Source organism: Thioclava sp. NG1 (assembly GCF_003122275.1).
Lineage (GTDB): Bacteria > Pseudomonadota > Alphaproteobacteria > Rhodobacterales > Rhodobacteraceae > Thioclava > Thioclava nitratireducens.
This window is the reverse complement of record NZ_QFBB01000005.1, coordinates 244,358-267,997: the sequence shown is the minus strand read 5'-3', so window position 1 is coordinate 267,997 and position 23,640 is coordinate 244,358. Positions and strand designations below refer to the sequence as shown.

Below are 23,640 nucleotides of genomic sequence, written 5' to 3'. Positions count from 1 at the left end.
GGACGATGGAAACGATCATTCTCTTTGCGCCGCTGGTCGGTGCGATCCTTGGTGGCTTCGGCTGGCGGGTGATCGGCGAAAAGGGCGCGATGGTCCTGACCACGGGCCTTCTGTTCCTCGCCGCCGCGCTCAGCTGGATCGTCTTTCTCACGCTGGGCGATCAGACGCAGCACATCCATGTCATGAACTGGATCACCTCGGGCGACCTCGACGTCGCATGGGCGATCCGGATGGACCGGCTGACCGCGATCATGCTGATCGTGGTGACGACGGTCTCCTCGCTCGTGCATCTCTACTCGTGGGGCTACATGGCCCATGACGAGAATTTCGACGAAGGGAAGGGCGAGAATTACAAGGCGCGCTTCTTCGCCTACCTGTCCTTCTTCACCTTCACCATGTTGATGCTGGTGACCTCGGACAACCTGCTGCAGATGTTCTTCGGCTGGGAAGGCGTGGGTCTCGCCTCGTATCTGCTGATCGGCTTCTACTACAAGAAGCCTTCGGCCAATGCGGCGGCGATGAAAGCCTTCATCATGAACCGTATCGGCGATTTCGGCTTCCTGCTCGGGCTGTTCGGTCTGTTCTACATGACCGGTTCGCTGAAGATGGACGACGTCTTCTCTGCGGCCCCGGCCTTGTCCGAAACGAGCCTGGACTTCCTCTGGGGGAACTGGAACGCGGTCGAGCTCTGTGCCTTCCTTCTGTTCATCGGTGCGATGGGCAAATCGGCGCAGCTCTTCCTGCACACATGGTTGCCGGACGCGATGGAAGGCCCGACGCCGGTGTCGGCGCTGATCCACGCCGCGACCATGGTGACCGCGGGTGTGTTCCTCGTCTGCCGGATGTCGCCGGTCTACGAATACGCGCCGCATACGCAGACCTTCATCGTCGTCATCGGCGCCTCGACCGCCTTCTTCGCAGCGACCGTGGGTCTGGTGCAGAACGACATCAAGCGCGTTATCGCCTATTCGACCTGTTCGCAGCTGGGCTACATGTTCGCGGCCGCGGGCGTCGGCGTCTATTCGGTGGCGATGTTCCACCTGCTGACCCACGCCTTCTTCAAGGCGCTGCTGTTCCTTTCGGCAGGCTCGGTGATCACCGCGATGCACCACGAGCAGGACATGCGCAACTACGGTGGCCTTCGCAAAAAGGTGCCGCTGACCTTCTGGGCGATGATCTTCGGCACGCTGGCGATCACCGGTGTCGGCGTTCCCTTCACCCATATCGGTTTCGCAGGCTTCCTGTCGAAAGACGCGATCATTGAGAGCGTCTGGGGCGGCTCGGGTGCTGGCTATGCCTTCTGGCTTCTGGTCATCGCGGCGGCCTTCACGTCCTTCTATTCGTGGCGCCTGATCTTCATGACCTTCTTCGGCAAGCCGCGCGGCGATCATCATGCGCATGATCACGCCAAGGAGAGCCCGTGGGTCATGACGGTGCCGCTGGTCGTACTGTCCTTCGGCGCGATCTTCGCCGGCATGATCTGGTACAACGTCTTCTTCGGCGATCACGCGAAGCTGGTGAAGTTCTTCGGGCTTCCCGCGCATGCCGAGCAGACGGCGGATGCCGGGCACGCGACGAGTGGCGAAGCCGCGCAGTCGGGCGAGGCAAGCCATGCCGCAGGGCAGGGTGAAACGCCGCCGGTGCCGGATCCGAACATGTCCGAACAGCAGGCCGAGGCCGAGCTGATGGACGAGGCCAAGACCTCGCCGAGCGTCGGCGCCTCGACCGCGGTCATCGAGTATCCGGGTGTCGCACCTCAGGGCTCCATCTACATGGGGCAGGAGAACGAGGTGATCGACAAGGCGCACCACGCGCCGGCCTGGGTCAAGGTATCGCCCTTCGTGGCGATGCTGGCCGGGCTGCTTGTCGCCTGGATGTTCTACATCAAGGATGTGAGCCTGCCGCGGCGGATGGCTGAAGCCCAACCCGGGCTCTACAGCTTCCTGCTTAACAAGTGGTATTTCGACGAGCTGTACGAGCGTGTCTTCATGCGCCCGGCGCTCTGGTTCGGCTATCAATTCTGGAAGAAAGGGGACGAGGGCTCGATTGACCGGGTCATCGACGGTATGGCCGTTGGCATCGTCCCGACATTCACGAGGTTCCTTAACAGGATGCAATCGGGCTATCTGTTCCACTACGCCTTCGCCATGGTGATCGGGATCGTCGGTCTCATGCTCTGGGTCGTCCTCAACGGGGGGGCGAACTGATGCAACACCTTCTTTCCATCGTCATCTTCACGCCCGCCGTGGCGGCGCTGATCCTCGCGCTGGTTCTGCGTGGCGGCTCGCCCGAGGCGGACCGCAACGCGAAATGGGTGGCGCTGACCGCGACTTCGGTCACTTTCCTGATCTCGCTGTTCCTGCTGGCCGGGTTCGACCCGTCCAACACCGGCTTCCAGTTCATGGAGAAATACTCCTGGATCATGGGCTTCCAGTACCGCGTGGGTGTCGACGGGCTGTCGATCCTCTTCGTGATGCTGACCACGTTCATGATGCCGCTGGTGATCATCGGCAGCTGGAACGTCACCGACCGCGTGAAGGAATATATGATCGCCTTCCTCGTCCTCGAGACGCTGATGGTGGGCACCTTCGTCACGCTCGATCTGGTGCTGTTCTACCTGTTCTTCGAAGCAGGCCTGATCCCGATGTTCCTGATCATCGGCATCTGGGGGGGCAAGCAGCGCGTCTACGCCGCGTTCAAGTTCTTCCTCTATACCTTCTTCGGCTCGGTCTTCATGCTGGTGTCGATCATCTACATCTACTTCCACACCGGAACGACGGACATGCCGGGGCTACTCGTCTACGAGTTCCCATACACACCGGTGGATGTTCTGGGGATATCGATCCCCGGCGGGGTGCAAACGCTGCTGTGGATCGGCTTCTTCATCTCCTTCGCGATCAAGATGCCGCTCTGGCCGGTGCATACCTGGCTTCCCGCAGCGCACGTTCAGGCCCCGACCGCCGGTTCGGTCGTGCTGGCCGCGATCCTGCTGAAACTGGCTGATTACGGCTTCCTGCGCTTCTCGCTGCCGATGTTCCCGGTGGGCAACATCGTGGTGGGCCCCTGGGCGATGTGGCTCGCGGTGATCGCGATCATCTGGACCTCGCTGGTGGCGCTGGTGCAGACCGATATCAAACGCGTCATCGCGTATAGCTCGGTCGCGCACATGGCCTATGTGCTGCTCGGGATCTTCTCGGGGACGCAGCAGGGCATCGAGGGCGGGATCTTCCTCGTCGTCTCGCACGGCTTCGTCTCGGGCGCGCTGTTCCTTCTGGTCGGCGTCATCTACGAACGAATGCACACCCGCGAGATCGACGCCTATGGCGGCCTCGTCAAGCGGATGCCGGCCTATGCGACGATCTTCATGTTCTTCACCATGGCCAATGTGGGGCTGCCGGGTACCGGTAACTTCGTCGGGGAATTCCTGACGCTCGCCGGGACGTTCCAGGTCAACACCTGGGCCGCGATGTTCGCGACCTCCGGCGTGATCCTCTCGGCCGCCTACGCGCTCTGGCTCTATCGCCGGGTCGTCTTCGGCGACCTGATCAAGGAGAGCCTGCGCTCGATCACCGATCTCACCACGCGCGAGAAGTGGATCTTCGCGCCGCTGGTGGCGATGACTCTGATCCTTGGCGTCTACCCCGATCTGGTGACCAACATCATCGGGCCGTCGGTGACGCAACTCGTCCAGAACTATCATGATGCCTTGCCGGACACGTATCTGTCCGACCTGGTCGAACACTGAGGAGCTGAGGGATGACTTCTGCGGATTTCTCGATCGTCCTTCCGGAGTTTTTGCTCGCCGTCTACGCGATGGTGGCCCTGCTCGCGGGTGTGTGGTTCGGCAAGGACAAGCTTGCGCCGACGCTGCTGTGGATCACCTCCGGCGTCATGCTGGTGATCGCGGCCTGGATCGGCCTGGCCGAGGTGGGCTCGCATGAGGCCTTCGGCGGCCTCTTCATCGACGACGCGTTCTCGCGCTTCACCAAGGTGATGATCCTGATCGCGGCCGCGCTGGTGCTCGCGATGGGCACCGATTACATGCAGCGCCGCGGCCTGCTGCGCTTCGAATACCCGATCCTCGCGACGCTGGCCGTCATCGGCATGATGATGATGGTTTCGGCGGGCAACCTCATGTCGCTCTACATGGGGCTCGAGCTGCAATCGCTCGCGCTCTACATCGTGGCCGCGCTGCGCCGCGAGAGCGAGAAGAGCTCGGAAGCGGGTCTGAAGTATTTCGTCCTTGGCGCGCTGTCCTCGGGCATCCTGCTCTACGGCGCTTCGCTGACCTACGGCTTCGCGGGCACCACGCAATTCGCGGGCATCATCGGGGTCGTGCAAGCCGGTCACCTGCCGATCGGCCTACTGTTCGGCATGGTCTTCCTGATCGCCGGTCTCGCCTTCAAGGTCTCGGCAGTGCCGTTCCACATGTGGACGCCCGACGTCTACGAGGGCTCGCCCACGCCGGTCACCGCCTTCTTCGCAACGGCGCCGAAGATCGCCGCGATGGCGCTGATCGCCCGTCTCGTCTTCGACGCCTTCGGCCAGGTGCCGGCGGAGTGGGGCCAGATCCTCGCGCTGCTCGCGGGCCTGTCGATGGTCTGGGGCTCGGTCGCGGCGATCGGTCAGTCGAACATCAAGCGCCTGATGGCCTATTCCTCGATCACCCATATGGGCTACGTGTTGCTGGGCCTCTCGGCGGGCACGGTCGAGGGTGTGCAATCGATGCTGACCTACATGGCGATCTACGTGACGATGAATGTCGGCGTCTTCGCCTTCATGCTTTCGATGGAGCGTGACGGCCAGCCGGTGACCGAACTCAAGGCGCTCAATCAATACGCCCGTCAGGCCCCGGTCAAGGCGTTGGCGATGCTGGTGCTGCTGTTCTCCCTCGCCGGTGTGCCGCCGATGCTGGGCTTTTTCGCCAAGTTTGCGGTGCTCGAAGCGGCGCTGCATGCGGGCTATATCTGGCTCGTGCTGCTGGGCGTGATCGCGTCGGTTGTGGCGGCCTTCTACTACCTGCGGATCGTGTTCTACATGTATTTCGGCAAGGAGACGGATCCGCTCGACAATCGGATGCCCGCGATCCAGTGGGGCCTTCTGGTGGTTTCGGCGCTGGCGATGCTGATCGGCATCTTCAACCTCTTCGGCATCGAGGGCGCGGCCCAGGCTGCGGCGGCGGCTCTTGTCAACTGAGCGCGATGACTGGCCCGAGGGCGTGGCGCGACACGTCCTGCCCTCGGTCGATAGCACCATGGATGAAGCGGCCCGGCTAGCGCCGGGCCTCTCCGGTTCAGCCTGGATCTTCGCGCATGAGCAGACCGCCGCGCGCGGCAGGCGCGGGCGGGCGTGGCGCGCGCCATCCGGCAATTTCTCGGCGACTCTGGTGATGCGGCCCGAAGGCGGGCTGGCTCATGCCGCGCTCTATTCCTTCGTCGCGGCACTCGCGTTGGAGGCCGCGCTCGCGCATGTCGCGGGACCGCATGCGCGGCTGACCATCAAATGGCCCAATGACGTGCTGCTGAACGGCGGCAAAGTCGCGGGCATCCTGCTCGAGAGCCTGCAGGGCGCAGAGACAATCGCGGTTGGCATCGGCGTGAACCTCGCAGTGGCCCCCGAGCGGTCCGAGATCGAGCCCGAGGCGATGGCGCCGGTCAGCCTGCTGGGCGAGACCGGGATGCAGATCGCTCCGGTCGACTTCCTGCCGATGCTGGCGCAGGCCTTCGATCATTATGATCGACAGTTCCGCGATTACGGCTTCGACGCGATCCGCAATGCGTGGCTCGCGCGGGCGGCGCGTCTGGGCGAAGAAATCACCGCACGCGTCGGCGGCGAAACCTATCGCGGCACCTTCGAGACGATTGACCAGACCGGCGCGCTGATCCTGACGACGCCCGAGGGCCGCCGTGCCATCTCGGCGGCGGATATCTTTTTCTGAGCGGAAGGGGGGAGCCATGCTTCTCTGCATCGACTGCGGCAACACCAACACCGTCTTCTCGGTCTGGAACGGGACGGATTTCATCGCCACTTGGCGGATGGAAACCAATCACCAGCGAACTGCGGACGAATATTTCCTCTGGCTGTCGGGCATGATGCGCGTGCAGGAGATCGCAGGCGCGATCACCGAGGTCATCATCTCCTCGACTGTGCCGCGGGTGGTCTTCAACCTGCGGGTTCTGTCTAACCGTTACTTCAACTGCCGCCCGTTGGTCGTCGGCAAGCCCGAATGCCGCCTGCCGGTGGAGCCCCGCGTCGATCCGGGCACGACCGTCGGGCCGGATCGCCTCGTGAACACGGTTGCGGGCTATGACCGGCATGGCGGCGATATCGTCGTCGTCGATTTCGGTACTGCGACCACTTTCGACGTGGTCGCCTCCGACGGGGCCTATATCGGCGGGGTGATCGCACCCGGCGTCAACCTGTCGCTCGAGGCGTTGCACGCCTCCGCGGCCGCCCTACCTCATGTCGATGTGACGATGCCCGAGAAGGCGATCGGCACCAACACCGTCGCCTGTATCCAATCGGGCGTTTTCTGGGGCTATATCGGCCTCGTCGAAGGCGTCGTGCGCCAAATCCGGCTCGAGCGGGACCGACCGATGAAAGTCATCGCGACCGGCGGTCTGGCAGAGCTGTTCAGTCAGGGGTTCGACCTGTTTGACAGTGTGGAATACGACCTTACCATGCACGGCCTTCGCCTCCTCAACGACTATAACAAGGACCTTCCCGCGTGAGTGACAGACTGATCTACCTCCCCCTCGGCGGTGCCGGCGAAATCGGCATGAACGCCTATGTCTACGGCTACGGCCCAGAGGGGAAAGAGCGGCTGATCGTTGTCGATCTGGGCGTGACTTTCCCGGATATGGACGGCACGCCCGGCGTCGACCTGATCTTCGCCGATCTCGAATGGCTGGAAGCGAATGCCGACCGCATCGACGCGATCTTCATCACCCACGCGCATGAGGACCACATCGGCGCGCTGCCGCATGTCTGGAACAAGCTGCGCAAGCCGGTCTACGCGCGCGCTTTCACCGGTCGGATCGGCCAGCTGAAGCTGGAAGAGGCGGGCATCCCGCCCGAGACGATCCAGATCGTCGAGCCGCGCCCGAAGGTGATCGAGGCCGGCCCGTTCAAGGTGCAATTCGTTCCGATCTCGCATTCGATCCCCGAAAGCTCCGGCCTCATCATCGACACACCTGCGGGCCGCGTCGTGCATACGGGCGACTTCAAGCTCGACGGCAACCCGATCGTCGGCGAGCCCTTCGACCCCGAAATGTGGCATGCCATTGCCAAGGAAGGCGAAGGCGTGAAGGTTCTGGTGAGCGATTCCACAAACGTCTTCTCCCCGCTGCCGGGCCGCTCGGAGGCCACTTTGGCCGAGCCGATCTCGGAACTCATCCGCGCGCAGACCGGCATGGTCGTCGCGACCACCTTCGCCTCGAACGTGGCGCGCCTGAAGACGCTTGCCGAAGCGGGCAAAGCCGCGGGTCGGTCAGTCTGCCTGCTGGGGCGTGCGATGAAGCGCATGGTCTCGGTCGCCGAGGAAACCGGCGTGCTGAAAGGCATGCCCGGCACGATCTCGGCGGAAGAGGCGACTGACGTGCCGCGCCAGAACCTGATGCTGATCGTGACCGGCTCCCAGGGCGAACGACGCGCTGCCTCGGCCCAGCTGAGCCGCGGCAAGTACCTGGGGCTCGAGATGAAGGAGGGGGACACGTTCCTGTTCTCCTCGAAGACGATCCCGGGCAACGAGCGCGGCGTGATCCGGATCATGAACGCCTTCTCCGAGATGGGAGTCGACGTGGTAGACGATCACGGCGGGCTCTATCACGTCTCGGGCCACGCCAACCGCCCCGATCTTGAAGCGGTGCACGAACTGATCGCGCCGAAGATGCTGATCCCGATGCATGGCGAGCATCGCCACCTGCGCGAACATGCGAAGCTGGCCGCGGACAAGGGCATCGCGTCGGAAGTCGCGACGAACGGCACGATGATCGACCTGACCGGCGAGGTGCCGAAAGTCGTCGAATATATCGAAGCGGGCCGCACCTATCTCGACGGTTCGGTGCAGATCGGCGCGTTGGACGGCGTGGTGCGCGACCGGATGCGCATGGCGCTGAACGGCTTGTGCCTCGTGACGGTGATCCTCGACGAGCAGGACCAGCCGCTGGGCGAGCCCTGGGTCGAGCTGAACGGCTTGCCGAAACTGGGCCGCTCCGGCGCGCCGCTGGCCGAGACGATCGAGGACGAGATGACCGAATATCTTGAGCGCGCGCCGGTCAAGATCCTGAGCAATGACGACAAGCTGGACGAGGGCCTGCGCCGTATCGCCCGTCAGGTCGCGATGGAAGAGATTGGCAAGAAGCCCGAAGTGATCGTCGTCACGAGCCGTCTGACCGAGTGAGCGCGAGTCCGCGCCGTCAATGGCGCGGACTCGCGAACGGGTAGGGCATCGCTCCATCCTCAGAGACAAAGAAAAACCCCGCCGGAGGACGCCTCCGGCGGGGATACTTTTACCAATACGAAAGCGTCAGCTGTCCGCGCTGTCCTCGGCGGTCTCTTCGATCGCGCCGGGGCGGAAGGAAACGGTGAGGAAGTCCGGGACGTGGTCGCCCATGCCCACCACTTCGTTCTCACGCTCGCGACGGTTGCGGCCCCCGCGGGAGCGGCGTGCGTTGCCTTCGTCATTACCCTGATCGCGGGGCTGCGATTTCGGCGCGCTCGCGGTCTCCTGGGGCTCGCTGCGAGCCTCTTCGGGTTGAGCCTCGGTCTTGGGAACTTCTTTTTGCTCTTGCGGCGCGGCGATCTGCGGTTGCTGCGTCTCTTCGCTGCGCTCGCGTTTCGAGCCACGCCCGCCGCGATCGCGGCTGCGCCCGCCACGCGAACGACCGCCCTTGGAGTCCTCGCGCTTGCGCGCGGGCTGCTTCGCACCTTCGGACAGCTCGAACCCTTCCGGCGGCTCGGCGCGCGGGATTTCCTGCTCGACGAGGCTTTCGATCTGGCCGAGGAATTTCTCGTCCGAGGGGACCGCGATCGAGATCGCCGTGCCCTTGCGGCCCGCGCGACCGGTGCGGCCGATCCGGTGGACATAGTCCTCGGCATGCATCGGCAGGTCGTAGTTGAACACGTGGCTCACCGAAGGCACGTCGAGGCCGCGCGCGGCGACGTCAGAGGCAATCAGCAGCTTCAGCTTGCCATCGCGGAAACTCTCGAGCGTGCGCGTGCGCTGGCTCTGGTCGAGATCGCCATGGATCGGGGCCGCGTCGAAGCCGTATTTCTGCAGGCTTTTCGCAACGATATCCACGTCGACCTTGCGGTTGCAGAAGACGATCGCATTGGTGCAGGCCTCGCCCTCGGCCTCGATCACCGCGCGCAGCAATTCGCGTTTGGCTTTCGCGGTCTGGTCGCGGCGCGCCGGTTCGATCTCGATCAGCTTCTGGGTGATATTCGCGCCCGTCGTCGCCTGACGCGCCACTTCGATGCGCACCGGCGCATGCAGGAAGGTGTTGGTGATCCGCTCGATCTCGGGCGCCATCGTGGCCGAGAAGAACAGAGTTTGGCGCGTGAAGGGCGTCAGCTGGAAGATGCGTTCGATATCGGGGATGAACCCCATGTCGAGCATCCGGTCGGCCTCGTCCACGACCATGACCTTCACGTCGGTCAGGATCAGCTTGCCGCGCTCGAAATGGTCGAGCAGGCGGCCCGGCGTCGCGATCAGCACGTCGACGCCCTTGTCGATCAGCTTGTCCTGCTCTCCGAACGATACGCCGCCGATCAGCAGCGCGCGGGTGAGCTTGGTGTTCTTGGCGTAGAGGTCGAAGTTCTCGGCGACCTGCGCTGCCAATTCGCGCGTCGGGCACAGCACGAGCGAGCGCGGCATCCGGGCGCGGGCGCGGCCCCGACGCAGCAGCGTCAGCATCGGCAGGGTGAAGCTGGCGGTCTTGCCGGTGCCGGTCTGCGCGATGCCGAGCACGTCCTTGCCCTCAAGTGCGGGCGGAATGGCGCCAGCCTGAATGGGCGTCGGCTCTTCGTAGCCAGCGTCGACAACGGCGGAAAGGACCTTCGGGTCCAGCTTCAGATCGGTGAATTTCGTCATGGGTATCCTTGGTTTACCTTTAATCGCGTCCTGTCGCGACCCGCATCGGGCGGGGCCGCTATCGGGCGCTTGAGGAACCGGGCGCCCAGGAAGAGCCCCGCCGGATTACGGAGCTTGGCTGCGGCGTACCGGATTGCGACGCAAAGGTCAATCTTTTCAGGGTAGGGCCACTAACCGGCGGGCGGGACGCTCCTATGGCAAGGGGCTCTTGCAAAGGGGCACGGAACCTGACCTTCTGAACGGGGTTTGATCCCGAAGTGTGACGAGGGACAGATATGGCAGTCGCGGAATCGGCGGGTCTCGGCCCGGTATTGGCCTTTGCGCTGGTAGGTGTTTGCGGTGTCGGCGCGCAATGGCTGGCATGGCGGATGCGCCTTCCGGCCATCGTGATCATGCTGGTCGCAGGGCTTATTGCGGGTCCAGCGACCGGGCTTTTGAACCCGAGCCGCGACTTCGGTGAGCTGCTGAGCCCGTTGATCGCGCTCGCGGTGGCGGTGATCCTGTTCGAGGGCGGGTTCTCGCTGGATTTTCACCGTCTGGGCGACGCGAAAACCGGGGTCAGGCGGCTTGTCTTCATCGGCGCGCCGCTTGGCTGGTTTCTCTCGGCACTCGCGCTCGTCTGGGGCGCGGGGCTGAGTTGGGAAAGCGCGGCGGTCTTCGGCGGCATCATGGTCGTTACCGGCCCGACGGTGATCGCGCCGCTTCTGCGCACGGCGAAACTCGCCCGCCGCCCCGCACGGCTGCTGCAATGGGAAGCCATCGTGAACGACCCGATCGGCGCGCTGGCGGCGGTTCTGGCCTTCGAGGTGGTTTTCACGCTGCGCTCCAACCTGCCGATGGGCGAGGCGGTCTGGCATCTCGCGCTCGGGATCGGCTTTGCCGCGGCGATCGGCGGCGCGGTCGGCTGGGGCATCGCGCGCAGCTTCTCGCGCGGATGGGTGCCGGAATTCATGAAAGTCCCGGTGCTGTTCGCGACCCTTTTGGCGACCTTCGCGGTGACCGATTACGTGCTGCATGAAAGCGGGCTGCTCGCAGTGACGGTGATGGGGCTGGTGATCGGAAATGCCGATTTGCCCTCCTACGAGGAGCTGCGCCGGTTCAAGGAGCATGCGACGGTGCTTCTGGTCTCGGGCGTGTTCATCCTGCTCGCCGCGAATATCGAGATCGACCAGCTGGCCGCCCTCGACTGGCACGCGCTGTTGTTCGTCGTCCTGGTGGTGCTGGTGGCCCGCCCGATGACGGTGCTGATTTCGCTGATAGGGACGGGCCTGCCGCGCAACGAGCGCCTGCTGATCGCCTTCACCGGCCCGCGCGGGGTGGTGCTCGTGGCGGTTGCGGGCCTTTTCGGTCAGCGTCTGGCCGAGATCGGGGTGGCCGACGGGCTGCGCATCGGGCCGCTGGCCTTCGTACTGGTGCTGGTGACTGTGATCGTGCACGGCTTCACCTTGGCGCCGCTGGCGCGGAAGCTGGGACTGGCCAATGCCGACAAGCCGGGGCTGCTGATCGTGGGCGGCTCGCGCTTCACGTCGGCGCTGGCCGAGACGCTGAACAAGGCCGAGGTGCCGGTGCTGATCACCGATCCGAACCATGCGCATCTGATCCGGCCCCGCGCCAATGGGCTCAAGACTTTCTACGGCGACATTCTGGGCGAGGCGGCGGAGGACAAGGTCGAGCTGATGGCTTATTCGACCCTGCTCGCCGCGACCGACAACGACGCCTATAACACGCTTGTCGCGACCGATCTCGCGCCCGAGCTGGGCCGCGACAAGGTCTGGCAGGTGCCGCGCCAGAAGGACGATCGCGAACGCCACGCGCTGCCGACGCAGCTCGGTGGGCGCCGCTTTGGTGAGGGGCGCACGCTCGAGGGGTGGGAGACACTGCTCGCCGAGGGCTGGCGCTTCCGCGTGACCCGGATCACCGAGGAATACACGCTGGCCCGGTGGCGCGAGAAGCGACCCAAGGCGAAGCCCGTGATGGTCGTGGCGAAGAGCGGTGACCTTCGCTTCGTGATCGACCCGGCCGAAATGAAGGTCGAGCCGGGCGGGCGGATCATCTCGCTGCTGCCGCCCGAGGCCTTCGAGGAAGAGACCGCGCAGAAGGCCAAGGCCGGGGAGAAACCCTCGGGCCAGCCGGGCCCCGCCGCGCGGATCCCTTGAGGTTCATTCGATCCGGGCGGTGGCTGATCGACGGGCGATCACCGCGCCGTCGCGGCGCAGCGCGATCTGGCCCGCGTAGGGACCTTTGGGCCAGCCGTAAGGCGGGGTCTTTTTGCCGACATAGCGGAAGAACCGGGCCTTGGGTGCGTCGACCTCGCTGGTCGTACTGATGCTGATCCCATCCGGGCCGGTGATCTCGAAACTGATCGTGTCTCCCGCACGCAGTCCGAAGCCGTAGCCCCAGAAGATGAGGGCGGGTCCGGTTTCGCGGGGCGGCGGCAGGGGGTCGCCGGCGAGGATCGCGTTGAAGCGCGGCGGTGCGGCGGTGAACCCGGTCGCGAGCCAGCCGCTTGGTGTGTAGGGGAAAGGATCGGACCAGAGACTCTGCGATGCGGCAGCCGCGCAGGTGTCCTGCATCTCAGGGTCGAAGGGATCAACGACCGTGCCCTCATGGCGCAGCGACAGATGCAGATGCGGGAATTCCGCCTGACCCGATTGGCCGACGAGGCCGAGCGGGGTGCCCGCCTCGACCCGCGCGCCACGTGCAACGGAAATCGAGCCTTCGCGCAGATGGCAATACTGAGTCTGCCAGCCGCGTCCTAGATCGATGACGATCCCGTTGCCGCATTCCTTGCCCGCGACCGTTCGTCCGCTGACATAAGCCCCGTCGGGCTCTCCGTCGCGGGTGGCGACGACCCGGCCCGGCGCGGCGGCGATCACCTTCACGCCCTCCTGCATCTGCGCTTCGGTCAGGAGCGCGAAATCGGTGCCCTTGTGGCCGTCATAGGTCAGCCCGCCGCAACCCGCATCGCGCGCGCCGGGACCGGGGTCGCGGTCGACGTAATTCTGGATGTAGCAATCCTGGCCAAGGGTGCAGTCGACCGGCATTTGCAGCGTCGGCGCGTCAAATAGAAAAGTCCCGGCCATGCAGGGCATGGCCGGGACGAGAAGGCTTATCACTACCGCGCGGAGCACGGCCTAGATCATTCGGCGGTCAGCAGGCGCGGCTTGGAGCCGGAGATCCGCTTTTTGCCCGGTTCCTCGACCTTGATGACGATCTTGTCGTCCTTGATCGAGACCTTGGCGACACCGCCCTTCGTGAGCTTGCCGAAGAGCAGCTCTTCGGCGAGCGGCTTCTTGATATGCTCCTGAATGACCCGGCCCAGCGGACGCGCGCCCATCTTGTCATCGTAGCCCTTCTCGGCGAGCCAATTAGCGGCGGCCGGGGTGAGCTCGATATGGACGTTGCGGTCGATGAGCTGCGCTTCGAGTTGCAGCACGAACTTGTCGACCACCTGCAAGATCACCTCGCGCGGTAGCGGCGCGAAGCTGACCACCGCGTCCAGACGGTTGCGGAACTCGGGCGTGAAGGTCCGCTCGATCGCGGCCATATCCTCGCCTTCGCGCCGATCGCGCCCAAAGCCGATTGCGGTCTTCGCCTGTTCGGCGGCGCCCGCATTCGAGGTCATGATCAGGATCACGTTGCGGAAGTCGACGGTCCGGCCATTATGGTCGGTGAGCTTCCCGTGATCCATCACCTGCAGCAGGATGTTGTAGACATCCGGGTGGGCCTTTTCGATCTCGTCGAGCAGCAGCACGCAATGCGGGTGCTGGTCGACGCTGTCGGTCAGCATGCCCCCCTGATCGAAGCCGACATAGCCCGGAGGCGCACCGATCAGGCGCGAGACCGCGTGCTTCTCCATGTATTCCGACATGTCGAAGCGCATCAGTTCCACGCCGAGCGTATCGGCGAGCTGCTTGGCGACCTCGGTCTTGCCGACACCGGTCGGACCCGCGAAGAGGTAGTTGCCGATCGGCTTCTCCGGCTCGCGCAGACCCGCACGGGCCAACTTGATCGCGGAGGACAGCGTCTCGATCGCCTTGTCCTGGCCGAACACGACGCGCTTGAGGGACTTCTCGAGATCCTTGAGCACTTCGGCATCGTCTTTCGAGACCGATTTCGGCGGGATCCGCGCGATCTTGGCGACGACCGCCTCGATCTCTTTCGGACCGATGGTCTTGCGCCGCTTGCTTTCGGCCACGAGATGTTGGGCCGCGCCCGCCTCGTCGATCACGTCGATCGCCTTGTCGGGCAGCTTGCGGTCATGGACATAGCGCGCCGACAGTTCCACCGCCGTCTTGATGGCGTCGTTGGTGTAGCGGATGTCGTGGTGCTTCTCGAAATAGGGCTTCAGACCCATCAGGATCTTGATGGAGTCCGGCACCGAGGGCTCGTTCACGTCGATCTTCTGGAACCGGCGGCTCAGCGCGCGGTCCTTTTCGAAGTGCTGGCGGAACTCCTTGTAGGTGGTAGAGCCCATGGTGCGCAGCTTGCCGCCCTGAAGCGCGGGCTTCAGGAGGTTCGAGGCATCCATGGCACCACCCGAGGTCGCGCCCGCACCGATCACGGTGTGGATCTCATCGATGAAGAGGATCGCGTCGGGATGCTCTTCAAGCTCCTTCACCACGGCCTTCAGGCGCTCTTCGAAGTCACCGCGATAGCGGGTGCCGGCGAGCAGTGCGCCCATATCCAGCGAGTAGATCGTCGAATTGGCGAGAATTTCCGGGGTCTCCCCGCGGGTGATCTTCAGCGCGAGGCCTTCCGCGATCGCGGTCTTGCCCACGCCGGGATCGCCCACCAGAAGCGGGTTGTTCTTGCGGCGGCGGCAGAGGACCTGAATGCAGCGCTCGACCTCATGCTCGCGCCCGATCAGCGGGTCGACATCGCCTTTCTCGGACTTCGCATTGAGGTTCACGCAGTATTTCTCGAGCGCGGAATCCTTGGCTTCGGCCTGGGTCGCCCCTTCGGCCTTGGCCTCTTCCTCGGCACCCGACACCGGGCGCGTTTCGCCAAACTCCGGATCCTTCGCCACGCCATGCGCGATGAAGTTCACCGCGTCGTAGCGGGTCATGTCCTGCTCTTGCAGGAAGTAGGCGGCGTTGCTTTCGCGCTCGGCGAAGATCGCGACGAGCACATTCGCCCCGGTCACTTCCGAGCGGCCCGAGCTTTGGACATGGATGGCCGCGCGCTGGATCACGCGCTGGAAGGCGGCGGTCGGCACGGCTTCCGAGCCTTCGATTTCGGTCACGAGGGTGGACAGTTCATCATCGATGAACTCCACCAGGGTCTGGCGCAATTCGTCGGTATCGACGGCGCAGGCCTTCATCACCCGCGCGGCGTCCGGCTCGTCGATCAAGGCGAGGAGCAGGTGTTCTAGCGTCGCGAGTTCATGCTTTCGGGCATTGGCGAGCGCCAGCGCCCCGTGGATTGCCTGTTCGAGCGTATTGGAAAACGACGGCATTATCTGCTCCTTTCCTCGAAGGGCGGCGCGGGAGGATACCCAGCCTAGTGTTGCCCTATAAGATTAAAGTTCGGTGGAATTCGTCGCGCTTCAAGTCTTTTCATGCCCAAAAACCGATCGGACTCCGATTCGTACGGAAAAAACGATCATTTAGCGGGCGCGACGGTGCAGGGATACCGATGAGGCGCGCAATATCTAGGGGAGTTGCGTTTGACCTCTCCCATATGGGGAGGGTTTTCGCGGGTTCAAGCGCCCTGACGGTTACTTGGGCGACTCGGCGCGGCTTTGCGCGGTGTCGTGCTGCGTGTCCTCGTGGACTGGCGGGCGGCGCGCAGCACTTTGGTGCAGTTCCGCCGCCAGTTCGGCGTCTTCGGGGTCGGTTTTGCCCTTGGATGCGGGCGCCTCGCCGGGGCGCTTGGTGGCTCTCGTTCCCGAGGAAGCATCCTCTCTTTTCTTGGGGGCGTCCTCCTCGTCCTCGTCGCCTTCCTCCTCGAGCTCCGCCTCGGAATGGGCGGCTGGCGAATGTTCCAGCAGCAGCGCGATGATGTCGGTCCGGGTCAGGATGCCGACGAGCCGCCCGCTTTCGGTCACGGGCACGACCCGCGCCTCGCGTCGGGCCAGCCGTTCGAGCAATTGGCCCACCGGCGTGTCGCCCTCGACGGTCTCGATATCGGTATGGAAGATCGCGCGCACCTCGGCCTCGGGCGGGGCGGCGCGGAACCGCAGGGGGCGGCGCAGGATGTCGAACTCCTTGAACAGCTCTTCGAGCGCGTCATGCTGATCGACCACGCCCAGATAGTATCCCGAATTGTCGACCACCGGCAGGGTGTGGACGTTGAGCGCGGTCATCTTGCGCACGATCTCGGACAGCGGCGCTTCGGGGCTGACGGTCACCGGGTTCTGCGTCATCAGATCGCGCACATGCGTGTCGGCCAGAAGCGACTCGGCGGCGCGGTGTTCGGCCACCGCCATGAGCCGCGCCAGATCGGCGGGGTCCATGTTGGCCGACTGGTTGAACTCGACCAGCAGGTTCGACAGGTCGCGCTGACTGAGCGAGCGGGCCGGGCCGCGCGCACGTCCGACATGGGCCGGGGAATAGGCGAGAGGGCGCGTCGGGTAGGAAATGCCGAAGAGCCGGTTCCAGACCATTGCGAACCCGATCATCAGCACCGTCATCACCGCGATCGGGAAGATCGCGAAATCGAAGCCGAGACGCCGCCCCGCCTCGTGTTCCAAGATCACGAGCAGCGCGATCCCGGCGGCTGGCGGATGCAGCGCGCGCGCGGCCATCATCGCCGCGATCGACCCGCCCACTGCGAGCCCGTCCGCATAGGGTGGAGGGGTCACCATCAGCACCGCGACCGGCACCACGGCGGAGATCATCATCCCCATCATCGCGGACCACGGCTGCGCCAGCGGCGAGTTCGGCAGAACGAACAGGAGAACCGCCATCGAGGCGAAGCTGGACACGAGATAGATCCCGGCCTGTCGTGAATGGGGCAGGGTGGCCACGATGAAGGTCACGACGAGGATCGCCACTCCAGCGCCCACCGCGCCGCGCAGGATGTCGACCGCGGGCCTACGCCCCATGGAGGGGCCGAAGCGGCGCAGCTGGCGGCGGACATTCTTGGGCAGGCGTGAGATCGGCATCGGTTCGCTGGGTTTGAATTCGCGACAGGTATCGCGCCTGCCACGCGCGGATGCAAGCGCGGGGGCGGCGAGAGGCCGGGCGGCGGGAACGCCATCTCAGGGCTGAACGCTCCCCGAAGCCCGTCTGGCATCTTGCCATCAGGCGCGGCGCGTCTATGGTCGGGCGCGAATTCTCAGGCAGGACGAAAAACGGGGAGAGCGCGATGGCCGGACCGATAGACAAGACGCTGCGCGCGGCGAAGACCCATGCAAAAAGCGGAGCTTTCGCGGAGGCCGAGGCGCTCTATCGCGAGGTTCTCGCGCGATTTCCCGGCAACAAGCGCGCGCAGGCCGGGCTGGCCGAGATCGCGCAATCGCGCGCGAGCCGCCCGGTGAACCCGCCGCGCCCGGTGATCGACCAGCTCTTCGGCTTGAAGAAAGCGGGCCGCGATCGCGAGGCCGCCGAAGCCGCCGCCCGTGTCCTCAAGCAATTCCCGCGCGCCCCTGCCGCGATGGAAGTGCGGGCCGCGGCGCTCTCGACCCTGGGCGATCACGAGGGGGCCGCGGCGCTCTTTCGCGAACTGGTAGGTATGTTTCCCGACGCGCCCGATGCTCACGGCAGCTACGGCAACGAGTTGATGGCGCTGAATCGTGACGACGAAGCCGTGGTCGAATTCGAGCGCGTTCTGGAATTGCGCCCAGGCGACCCGGTTGCGCTCAACAATATCGGTAACGCCAAGCGCCGCGCGGGTGAGCAAAGCGAGGCGCTCGAGATGTATCGCGCCGCCCATGAGGCCGCGCCCGATTTTGTCGAGGCACAGCTGAACCTCGCCAACGTGCTCGTCCTGAGCCATAAAGCGCAAGAGGCCGAGCCTCATCTGTTGGAAGTTCTTGCGAAGTTGCCCGACAATTTCCGCGCCTTGACGACGATGGGCGACGTGCGACGCGATCTCGGCGACAAGCCGGGTGCGATCGACTATTACAAGCGTGCGCTCGCAATCAATCCCGACCATACCGAAGCGCTGGCGTCGCTGATTATGGCGACGCGTATTTCCGAAGGCGATCCTCTCGTCGCACGCCTTGAAGGTCTGCTTGAGGCACCGCATCACACGGAGAGGGAACGGGTCCGATACGAATTCGCCCTGGGCAAAGCCTATGAGGATATCGGCGACATCGACAAATCCTTCGCTTTCTATGCACGCGGCAATGCGCGTCGCAAAGAGCTGCTGGGCTACACGATCGAACAGGACGAGACGCTGTTCGCGCAGATCGAGCAGGCCTTCCCGGCCGTGCCTGCAGCCATTCCCGACGTCGCGCAAGATGGCCCGGACCCGATCTTCATCGTCGGCCTGCCGCGCTCCGGCACGACGCTGAGCGAACAGATCGTGAGCGCCCATCCGATGGTCGCGCCGGGCGGCGAGTTGATCGAACTCGGCAGCCCATTGTCCCAGATCGACTGGTCGAATCCAGAGGACTTCCGCGCGAAGGCCGAGGAGATCCGTGCCGAATATCGCGAGGTTCTGCGCGCGCACGCCAAAGGCGCGCCTTTCGTGACTGACAAGATGCCGCTCAACTTCCGCTGGGTCGGGGCGATCCGGGCGCTGTTCCCCAAAGCAAAGATCATCCATCTTCAGCGCGATCCGCGCGCGGTGATCTGGTCGATCTATCGGTTGAATTTCGGCTCCGATGGCAACGCCTACGCGCATAGCCTCGATGATCTGGTGGCTTATCGGGCGTTGCATCAGGACCTGATGGCGCATTGGAAATCGCTCTTCGCCGAGACGATTTACGACCTGAACTACGAGCGTCTGGTGGAAGATCCGGAGGCCGAAATTCGCGCGCTGCTCGACTATCTCGAATTGCCCTTCGACGAGGCTTGCCTTCGCCCGCAGGACAACAAGCGCATCGCCCGCACCGCATCGCGCGATCAGGTGGTCAAACCGATCTACAAGGGCAGCTCGCAGGCGTGGGAGAAATACGCCCCGTATCTGGAGGCGGCATTCGCGAAGCTCGACTGATGTTCGGTCTTCGGCCTAACTGCGCCCGCTCCTCTGCGGGCGCATTTCGCTGAGCGTTCCGTTCGGACGGTCTTCGTTCCCGTTTGTCGGCGCCCCTCCCGGTGGCGCTGCTGCCGTGCTTGTCATCGCGCGGCGGCTCGCTATGGTCGGGTCGATTTCGCGAAGGAGAGCCGATGGCCGGGTCCGTTGACAAGATGCTGCTCGCCGCACGTGGCCATGCCAAGCGCGGGGAATACCGGCAGGCCGAGGCGCTTTACCGTGACGTGCTCGGCCGTTTTCCGGGCAACAAGCGCGCCAAGGCGGGGCTAGAAGCGCTCGCGCAGGTCAGCAAGGCGATACCGGCCGCGGGGTCGCCGCGCGCGCTGCTGCAGCAGTTGATGGGGTTGATGCAGACGGGGCGCAACCGCGAGCTCGTCCAGCAGACGAAACGGGCGCTGACAGAGTTTCCGGAGGCCATCCTCTTGCTCGAATTAAAAGCTGCGGGGGAGGGGGCCCTGGGCGATCACGACGCTGCAGCCGAGACCTATCGCCACCTGATCTCCCTGCGGCGCGATCACGCCGACACCCACGGCAACCTGGGCAATGAACTGATGGAACTGGGGCGCTTCGAAGACGCGATCGCGTCGTTCGACCGCGTATTGGCGCTGCGCCCGGGTGACCCCGTGGCGCTGAACAATCAGGGCAATGCCTTCCTCGCGCTCGGCCGCGAGATCGAGGCGCGCAAACGGTTCGAGGCGGCGCTGGAGGCCGTAGCGGACGATAAGCTCACTGGCGATGCGATGTCTGGGGCCGCACAAGCGCGGTCGCCCGACCCGCGCCATGTCTTCGCGTTGAACAACCTTGGCAACATTCTACTCGCCGAAGGCGACATCGCCGGGGCACGGACGCGGTTCGAGGCGGCGCTCGCAGCCGATCCGAGCTATGCCGAGGCGTGGTGGAATTTCTCTCGCCTGCATGGCTTCGCGCCGGACGATCCACTGCTTTCGCAACTCGAGGCGCAGGTCGCGGCGGAGGCGCATTCCGAGCATGACCTGATGCTGCTCGAATTCGCGCTCGCCAAGGCGATGCACGACGTGGGCGGGACGGAGCGGGCCTTCGCGCTCTGGCAGTCGGCCAATGCGCGGCGCAAGGCTGAACTGGGCTATGACATCGCGCAGGATCGCAAGCTCTTTGCGCAGCTGCGCGAGCGTTTTGCCGCGCCCCATCCGCCAATCCCTGAGACAGAGACCGACAAGGCCGCACCGGTGCCGATCTTCCTGCTGGGCCTTCCGCGCTCGGGCACGACGCTGGTCGAGCAGATCGTCACCCAGCACAGTCAGGTCGCGCCCGGAGATGAGATCGCCACGCTCGATCGCGAGATGAGTGCGCTCGACTGGAGCGACCCGGAGGCGCTTAGCCGGGAGGCGGGGCGGATACGTTCCGCCTATTACGAGACGCTCACCAGGCTGGCCGGTGGCAAGCCGTTCGTGACCGACAAGATGCCGCTCAATTTCCGCTGGATCGGAGCGATCCGGGCGCTGTTTCCGCGCGCATTAATCGTGCATGTCCATCGCGATCCGCGCGCGACGCTCTGGTCGATCTATCGCAACTTCTTTTCCAGCACGGGCAATGGCTACGCACATGATCTGGACGATCTCGTGGCCTATCACGGGCTCTATCGCGATCTGATGGCGCATTGGGCGGTGCAGCCCGGGGCGGTCGTCGATTGCGACTACGAGGCGCTGACGGAAGCCCCCGAGGCGCGCAGCCGCGCGCTGATCGATGCGCTCGGGCTGCGCTGGGAAGACGCCTGCCTGCGCCCGCAGGACAACGCCCGCACGGTCGCGACGACATCGGACACGCAGGTGCGCAAGCCCATCTACAAGGGCAGTTCGCAGGCATGGGAGAAATATGCGCCCTATCTGGAGGCCGCTTTCGCGAAGCTAGACTAAGCGCGGGCTTGTGGCGTGAGGAAGGCTCGCTAAGCTGACCGCACCCAACGGAAAGTTCCGCCATGCCCGAACTCTCACATATGCTCGCTTTCGGTGCCGTGGCGCTTGCGATGGTGCTGAGCCCCGGTCCGAACATGATCTATCTCGTCTCACGCACGATCTGCCAAGGGCGGCGCGCGGGGCTGATCTCGCTGGGCGGGGTGGCATTGGGCTTCGTCTTTTACATGCTCTGTGCCGCCTTCGGGATCACCGCAGTCGTTCTTGCCGTGCCTTATGCCTTTGACGCGCTGCGGATTGCCGGGGCGCTCTATCTGTTCTGGCTGGCATGGCAGGCCGTGCGACCGGGCGGGCGCTCTGCCTTCGAGACGCGCGAGTTGCTGGTCGACGGGCCGCGCAAGCTGTTCTTGATGGGGTTCGTCACGAACCTGCTCAATCCCAAGATCGCGGTGATGTATCTGTCGCTGCTGCCGCAATTCATCGACCCCGCAGCCGGATCGGTGCTGGCGCAATCTCTGGCGCTTGGCGCGGTGCAGATCGTGATCTCGGTGAGCGTGAATGTCGCCATCGTGATCGGCGCAGGCGCAATGGCCCGGTTCCTCGCGACGCGCCCGCTCTGGATGCGGGTGCAATGCTGGGCGATGGGGACGGTGCTCGCCGCGTTGGCGCTGAGCGTGTTGCGCGATGCGCGGCGGTGAGGTTCAGAACCGGTCCTTGCGGGCGCGGGCTTCGGTGAAAACCTCGACGGGTGACGCGCTCTCGGGCAGGCCGAGCGCGTCGCGCAGTTGCGGATCGGTGCCGCGCAGGAACGGGTTGGTGGTCTTCTCGAGTGCCAGTTCGACCGGAACGGTGGGCCGGGACTGGGCGCGGGTGGCGCGAACATCTTCCATCCGCGCAAGAAGGTTCGGATTCTCCGGCTCGATCGAGAGCGCAAAGCGACCGTTCGCCTCGGTATATTCGTGCCCCGAACAGACCAGTGTATCGTCGGGCAGTTCGCAGAACCGGCTCAGCGTGTCGAACATCTGTTGCGCCGAGCCTTCGAAGAGCCTTCCGCAGCCCCAGCTCATCAGGCTGTCGCCGGAGAACAGCAGGCCGCCTTCGGGGAAGTAATATGCGATATGGCCGACCGTGTGGCCGTCAGCGGCAAGAATTTCGACATGCTCCATCCCGATCGCGAGTTTCTCGCCCGGCGAGACCTCCTGATCGAGCTTGGGCAGGCGATGCGCATCCGCCTTGGCACCGACGATTTTCGCCCCCGTCGCCGCCGACAACGCCTGAACGCCGTCGATGTGATCGGCGTGGTGATGTGTCAGCAGGATGAGATTCGCTTTCCAGCCCCGTTCGTTCAGCGCCTTCAGGATCGGAGGCGCTTCTGGAACGTCGATCACGGTGGTTGTGTCCGTCGCCGCCTCATGCACGACATAGGCATAGTTGTCGGAGAGGCAGGGAATGATGAGAAGCTCAACGGCCATGGTGTTTTCTACCGCTTTGATTATCTTGGAACATAGCTAAGCCGAAGGAAGCGAAAGGCGCAATGCATCTCGACGTACTCGACCTGCGGAATTTCTACTACCGGACGCAGCTAGGCCGCGCGGCGCAGCGGGCAATCCGGGACCGGGTTGTTTCGATGTGGCCCGCGACGGGGCCGCAGATGGCGGGGCTCACGGTGGCGGGCTACGGCTTCGCGGTGCCGCTGCTGCGTCCTTACCTGGAGCCCGCGCGCCGGGTGATCGGCTTGATGCCGGCAGAGCAGGGCGTGATGCCGTGGCCAGCGGGCATGCCCAATGTTTCTGTCCTGTGCGACGAGGCGCGCTGGCCGCTGGAGACGGGCCGGGTGGATCGGCTGATCGTGATGCATGGGCTGGAGACCTCGGACAATTCCGAGGCCCTGATGCAGGAATGCTGGCGGGTGCTGGGCCCGGGGGGCAGGGCGATGTTCATCGTTCCGAACCGGGCCGGGCTCTGGGCGCCGCGCGAAGCCACGCCCTTCGGCTTCGGCAAGCCCTACACTCTGGGGCAGCTCGACCAGCTCGCGCGCCGTTCCGGCTTCGTGCCCGAACGTCATACCGGTGCGCTCTATATCCCGCCGAGCCATCGCCGCTTCTGGCTGCGCTCGGCCGCTATGTGGGAACGCGTGGGCACCAAGGCCGCCGGCGTGCTGGCCGCCGGGGTGGTGATGCTCGAGGTCTCCAAGCAAGTCCATGCGCGCCGCGATTCAGGTCTGGGCGCGCGCGTGCGCAAGCCGCTTTCGATTCTCGAAGGGGCGGTGAAGCCGGCGACGGACCCGGTTTGAGCGAGAGTTAACGCCTCGCGCGCGGCAGAACGTCGCCGCGCAACACTCAGGTTCGAGTACCGCCCCGGGGCGCAACTCTCGGTCCCCCGACGCAGGTGCGGAATAATTATCCGACAACCAACGCGCATTGAGGTGAATCACTTCCGCACAGCGATCCGTGACCGAGCGCTCCAAATTCCTGTTAGCGCCCACAAAATCCTCCTCTTCCTGTCACCTTCCCG

The 23,640-nt window shown here is 64.6% G+C and carries 16 protein-coding genes; 11 read left to right on the top strand and 5 right to left on the bottom strand.

Translation table 11 applies throughout. The features are described 5' to 3' along the window. Positions 1 to 5: 5 nt before the first annotated feature. The 6 genes from nuoL to DEM26_RS11845 are packed head-to-tail and all read left to right on the top strand — an operon-like array spanning position 6 to position 8,401. Positions 6 to 2,207 carry an NADH-quinone oxidoreductase subunit L gene (nuoL, locus tag DEM26_RS11870; protein WP_075774486.1) on the top strand — a complete coding sequence of 734 codons (2,202 nt, stop codon included), beginning with the start codon at positions 6 to 8 and terminating at the stop codon, positions 2,205 to 2,207. After that, on the top strand, positions 2,207 to 3,745 hold the full coding sequence (locus DEM26_RS11865) for an NADH-quinone oxidoreductase subunit M (RefSeq protein WP_075774487.1): 1,539 nt from the start codon (positions 2,207 to 2,209) through the stop codon (positions 3,743 to 3,745). The genes nuoL and DEM26_RS11865 overlap by 1 nt, the downstream gene beginning before the upstream one ends. Before the next feature lie 11 nt (positions 3,746 to 3,756). Beyond that, positions 3,757 to 5,196, top strand: coding sequence for an NADH-quinone oxidoreductase subunit NuoN (nuoN, locus tag DEM26_RS11860; protein WP_075774488.1), 1,440 nt, complete (start codon positions 3,757 to 3,759; stop codon positions 5,194 to 5,196). Next, positions 5,186 to 5,938: a biotin--[acetyl-CoA-carboxylase] ligase gene (locus tag DEM26_RS11855; RefSeq protein ID WP_255415027.1), complete on the top strand. Its 753-nt coding sequence runs from the start codon at positions 5,186 to 5,188 to the stop codon at positions 5,936 to 5,938. Before nuoN ends, DEM26_RS11855 begins: the two co-directional genes overlap by 11 nt. A 16-nt stretch (positions 5,939 to 5,954) precedes the next feature. Continuing rightward, positions 5,955 to 6,731 carry a type III pantothenate kinase gene (locus DEM26_RS11850; protein WP_075774490.1) on the top strand — a complete coding sequence of 259 codons (777 nt, stop codon included), beginning with the start codon at positions 5,955 to 5,957 and terminating at the stop codon, positions 6,729 to 6,731. 47 nt (positions 6,732 to 6,778) lie between these two features. Continuing rightward, entirely contained in the window at positions 6,779 to 8,401 is a 1,623-nt protein-coding gene (locus tag DEM26_RS11845; RefSeq protein ID WP_109172467.1) for a ribonuclease J, read from the top strand. A gap of 126 nt (positions 8,402 to 8,527) precedes the next feature. Here DEM26_RS11845 and DEM26_RS11840 read toward each other — a convergent pair whose 3' ends face one another. Next, positions 8,528 to 10,093 carry a DEAD/DEAH box helicase gene (locus DEM26_RS11840; protein WP_109172466.1) on the bottom strand — a complete coding sequence of 522 codons (1,566 nt, stop codon included), beginning with the start codon at positions 10,091 to 10,093 and terminating at the stop codon, positions 8,528 to 8,530. A 275-nt stretch (positions 10,094 to 10,368) separates the two neighbouring features. Between DEM26_RS11840 and DEM26_RS11835 the strand changes: the two genes are divergently transcribed. Then, a complete protein-coding gene (locus DEM26_RS11835; protein ID WP_109172465.1) occupies positions 10,369 to 12,249 on the top strand; it encodes a cation:proton antiporter in 1,881 nt (626 codons plus the stop codon). A 3-nt stretch (positions 12,250 to 12,252) separates the two neighbouring features. On the opposite strand, the gene DEM26_RS11830 is transcribed toward DEM26_RS11835, so the two are convergent. The 3 genes from DEM26_RS11830 to DEM26_RS11820 all read right to left on the bottom strand — a co-directional run bounded on the left by DEM26_RS11830 (position 12,253) and on the right by DEM26_RS11820 (position 17,201). Further along, complete coding sequence (locus tag DEM26_RS11830) at positions 12,253 to 13,176, bottom strand: M23 family metallopeptidase (protein WP_233243086.1); 924 nt, start codon at positions 13,174 to 13,176, stop codon at positions 12,253 to 12,255. A gap of 56 nt (positions 13,177 to 13,232) precedes the next feature. Further along, positions 13,233 to 15,551: an ATP-dependent Clp protease ATP-binding subunit ClpA gene (clpA, locus tag DEM26_RS11825; protein WP_088718894.1), complete on the bottom strand. Its 2,319-nt coding sequence runs from the start codon at positions 15,549 to 15,551 to the stop codon at positions 13,233 to 13,235. 261 nt (positions 15,552 to 15,812) lie between these two features. After that, complete coding sequence (locus DEM26_RS11820; protein ID WP_109172463.1) at positions 15,813 to 17,201, bottom strand: HPP family protein; 1,389 nt, start codon at positions 17,199 to 17,201, stop codon at positions 15,813 to 15,815. A 203-nt stretch (positions 17,202 to 17,404) separates the two neighbouring features. Between DEM26_RS11820 and DEM26_RS11815 the strand changes: the two genes are divergently transcribed. From DEM26_RS11815 to DEM26_RS11805, 3 genes are all read left to right on the top strand, one after another. Next, positions 17,405 to 19,198, top strand: a complete 1,794-nt coding sequence (locus DEM26_RS11815) for a sulfotransferase (RefSeq protein WP_158275118.1) — start codon at positions 17,405 to 17,407, stop codon at positions 19,196 to 19,198. Positions 19,199 to 19,371: 173 nt separating this feature from the next. After that, positions 19,372 to 21,129: a tetratricopeptide repeat-containing sulfotransferase family protein gene (locus DEM26_RS11810; RefSeq protein ID WP_109172461.1), complete on the top strand. Its 1,758-nt coding sequence runs from the start codon at positions 19,372 to 19,374 to the stop codon at positions 21,127 to 21,129. A 62-nt stretch (positions 21,130 to 21,191) separates the two neighbouring features. Next, entirely contained in the window at positions 21,192 to 21,824 is a 633-nt protein-coding gene (locus DEM26_RS11805; protein ID WP_109172460.1) for a LysE family translocator, read from the top strand. 3 nt (positions 21,825 to 21,827) lie between these two features. Here the strand turns inward: DEM26_RS11805 and gloB are convergent, their stop codons facing one another. Then, entirely contained in the window at positions 21,828 to 22,598 is a 771-nt protein-coding gene (gene gloB / locus DEM26_RS11800; RefSeq protein WP_075774500.1) for a hydroxyacylglutathione hydrolase, read from the bottom strand. A gap of 62 nt (positions 22,599 to 22,660) precedes the next feature. Between gloB and DEM26_RS11795 the strand changes: the two genes are divergently transcribed. Continuing rightward, positions 22,661 to 23,419, top strand: coding sequence for a class I SAM-dependent methyltransferase (locus tag DEM26_RS11795; protein WP_075774501.1), 759 nt, complete (start codon positions 22,661 to 22,663; stop codon positions 23,417 to 23,419). The last annotated feature ends 221 nt before the right edge of the window (positions 23,420 to 23,640 follow it).

Excerpts from the sequence above, each read along its gene's own strand:
- clpA (WP_088718894.1), bottom strand. The coding sequence starts at position 15,551 with ATGCCGTCGTTTTCCAATACGCTCGAACAGGCAATCCACGGGGCGCTG.
- DEM26_RS11850 (WP_075774490.1), top strand. The coding sequence starts at position 5,955 with ATGCTTCTCTGCATCGACTGCGGCAACACCAACACCGTCTTCTCGGTC.
- DEM26_RS11865 (WP_075774487.1), top strand. The coding sequence starts at position 2,207 with ATGCAACACCTTCTTTCCATCGTCATCTTCACGCCCGCCGTGGCGGCG.
- DEM26_RS11830 (WP_233243086.1), bottom strand. The coding sequence starts at position 13,176 with ATGGCCGGGACTTTTCTATTTGACGCGCCGACGCTGCAAATGCCGGTC.
- DEM26_RS11815 (WP_158275118.1), top strand. The coding sequence starts at position 17,405 with ATGGCCGGACCGATAGACAAGACGCTGCGCGCGGCGAAGACCCATGCA.
- DEM26_RS11845 (WP_109172467.1), top strand. The coding sequence starts at position 6,779 with ATGAACGCCTATGTCTACGGCTACGGCCCAGAGGGGAAAGAGCGGCTG.
- DEM26_RS11810 (WP_109172461.1), top strand. The coding sequence starts at position 19,372 with ATGGCCGGGTCCGTTGACAAGATGCTGCTCGCCGCACGTGGCCATGCC.
- DEM26_RS11795 (WP_075774501.1), top strand. The coding sequence starts at position 22,661 with ATGCATCTCGACGTACTCGACCTGCGGAATTTCTACTACCGGACGCAG.
- nuoL (WP_075774486.1), top strand. The coding sequence starts at position 6 with ATGGAAACGATCATTCTCTTTGCGCCGCTGGTCGGTGCGATCCTTGGT.
- nuoN (WP_075774488.1), top strand. The coding sequence starts at position 3,757 with ATGACTTCTGCGGATTTCTCGATCGTCCTTCCGGAGTTTTTGCTCGCC.
- DEM26_RS11805 (WP_109172460.1), top strand. The coding sequence starts at position 21,192 with ATGCCCGAACTCTCACATATGCTCGCTTTCGGTGCCGTGGCGCTTGCG.
- DEM26_RS11835 (WP_109172465.1), top strand. The coding sequence starts at position 10,369 with ATGGCAGTCGCGGAATCGGCGGGTCTCGGCCCGGTATTGGCCTTTGCG.
- gloB (WP_075774500.1), bottom strand. The coding sequence starts at position 22,598 with ATGGCCGTTGAGCTTCTCATCATTCCCTGCCTCTCCGACAACTATGCC.
- DEM26_RS11820 (WP_109172463.1), bottom strand. The coding sequence starts at position 17,201 with ATGCCGATCTCACGCCTGCCCAAGAATGTCCGCCGCCAGCTGCGCCGC.
- DEM26_RS11840 (WP_109172466.1), bottom strand. The coding sequence starts at position 10,093 with ATGACGAAATTCACCGATCTGAAGCTGGACCCGAAGGTCCTTTCCGCC.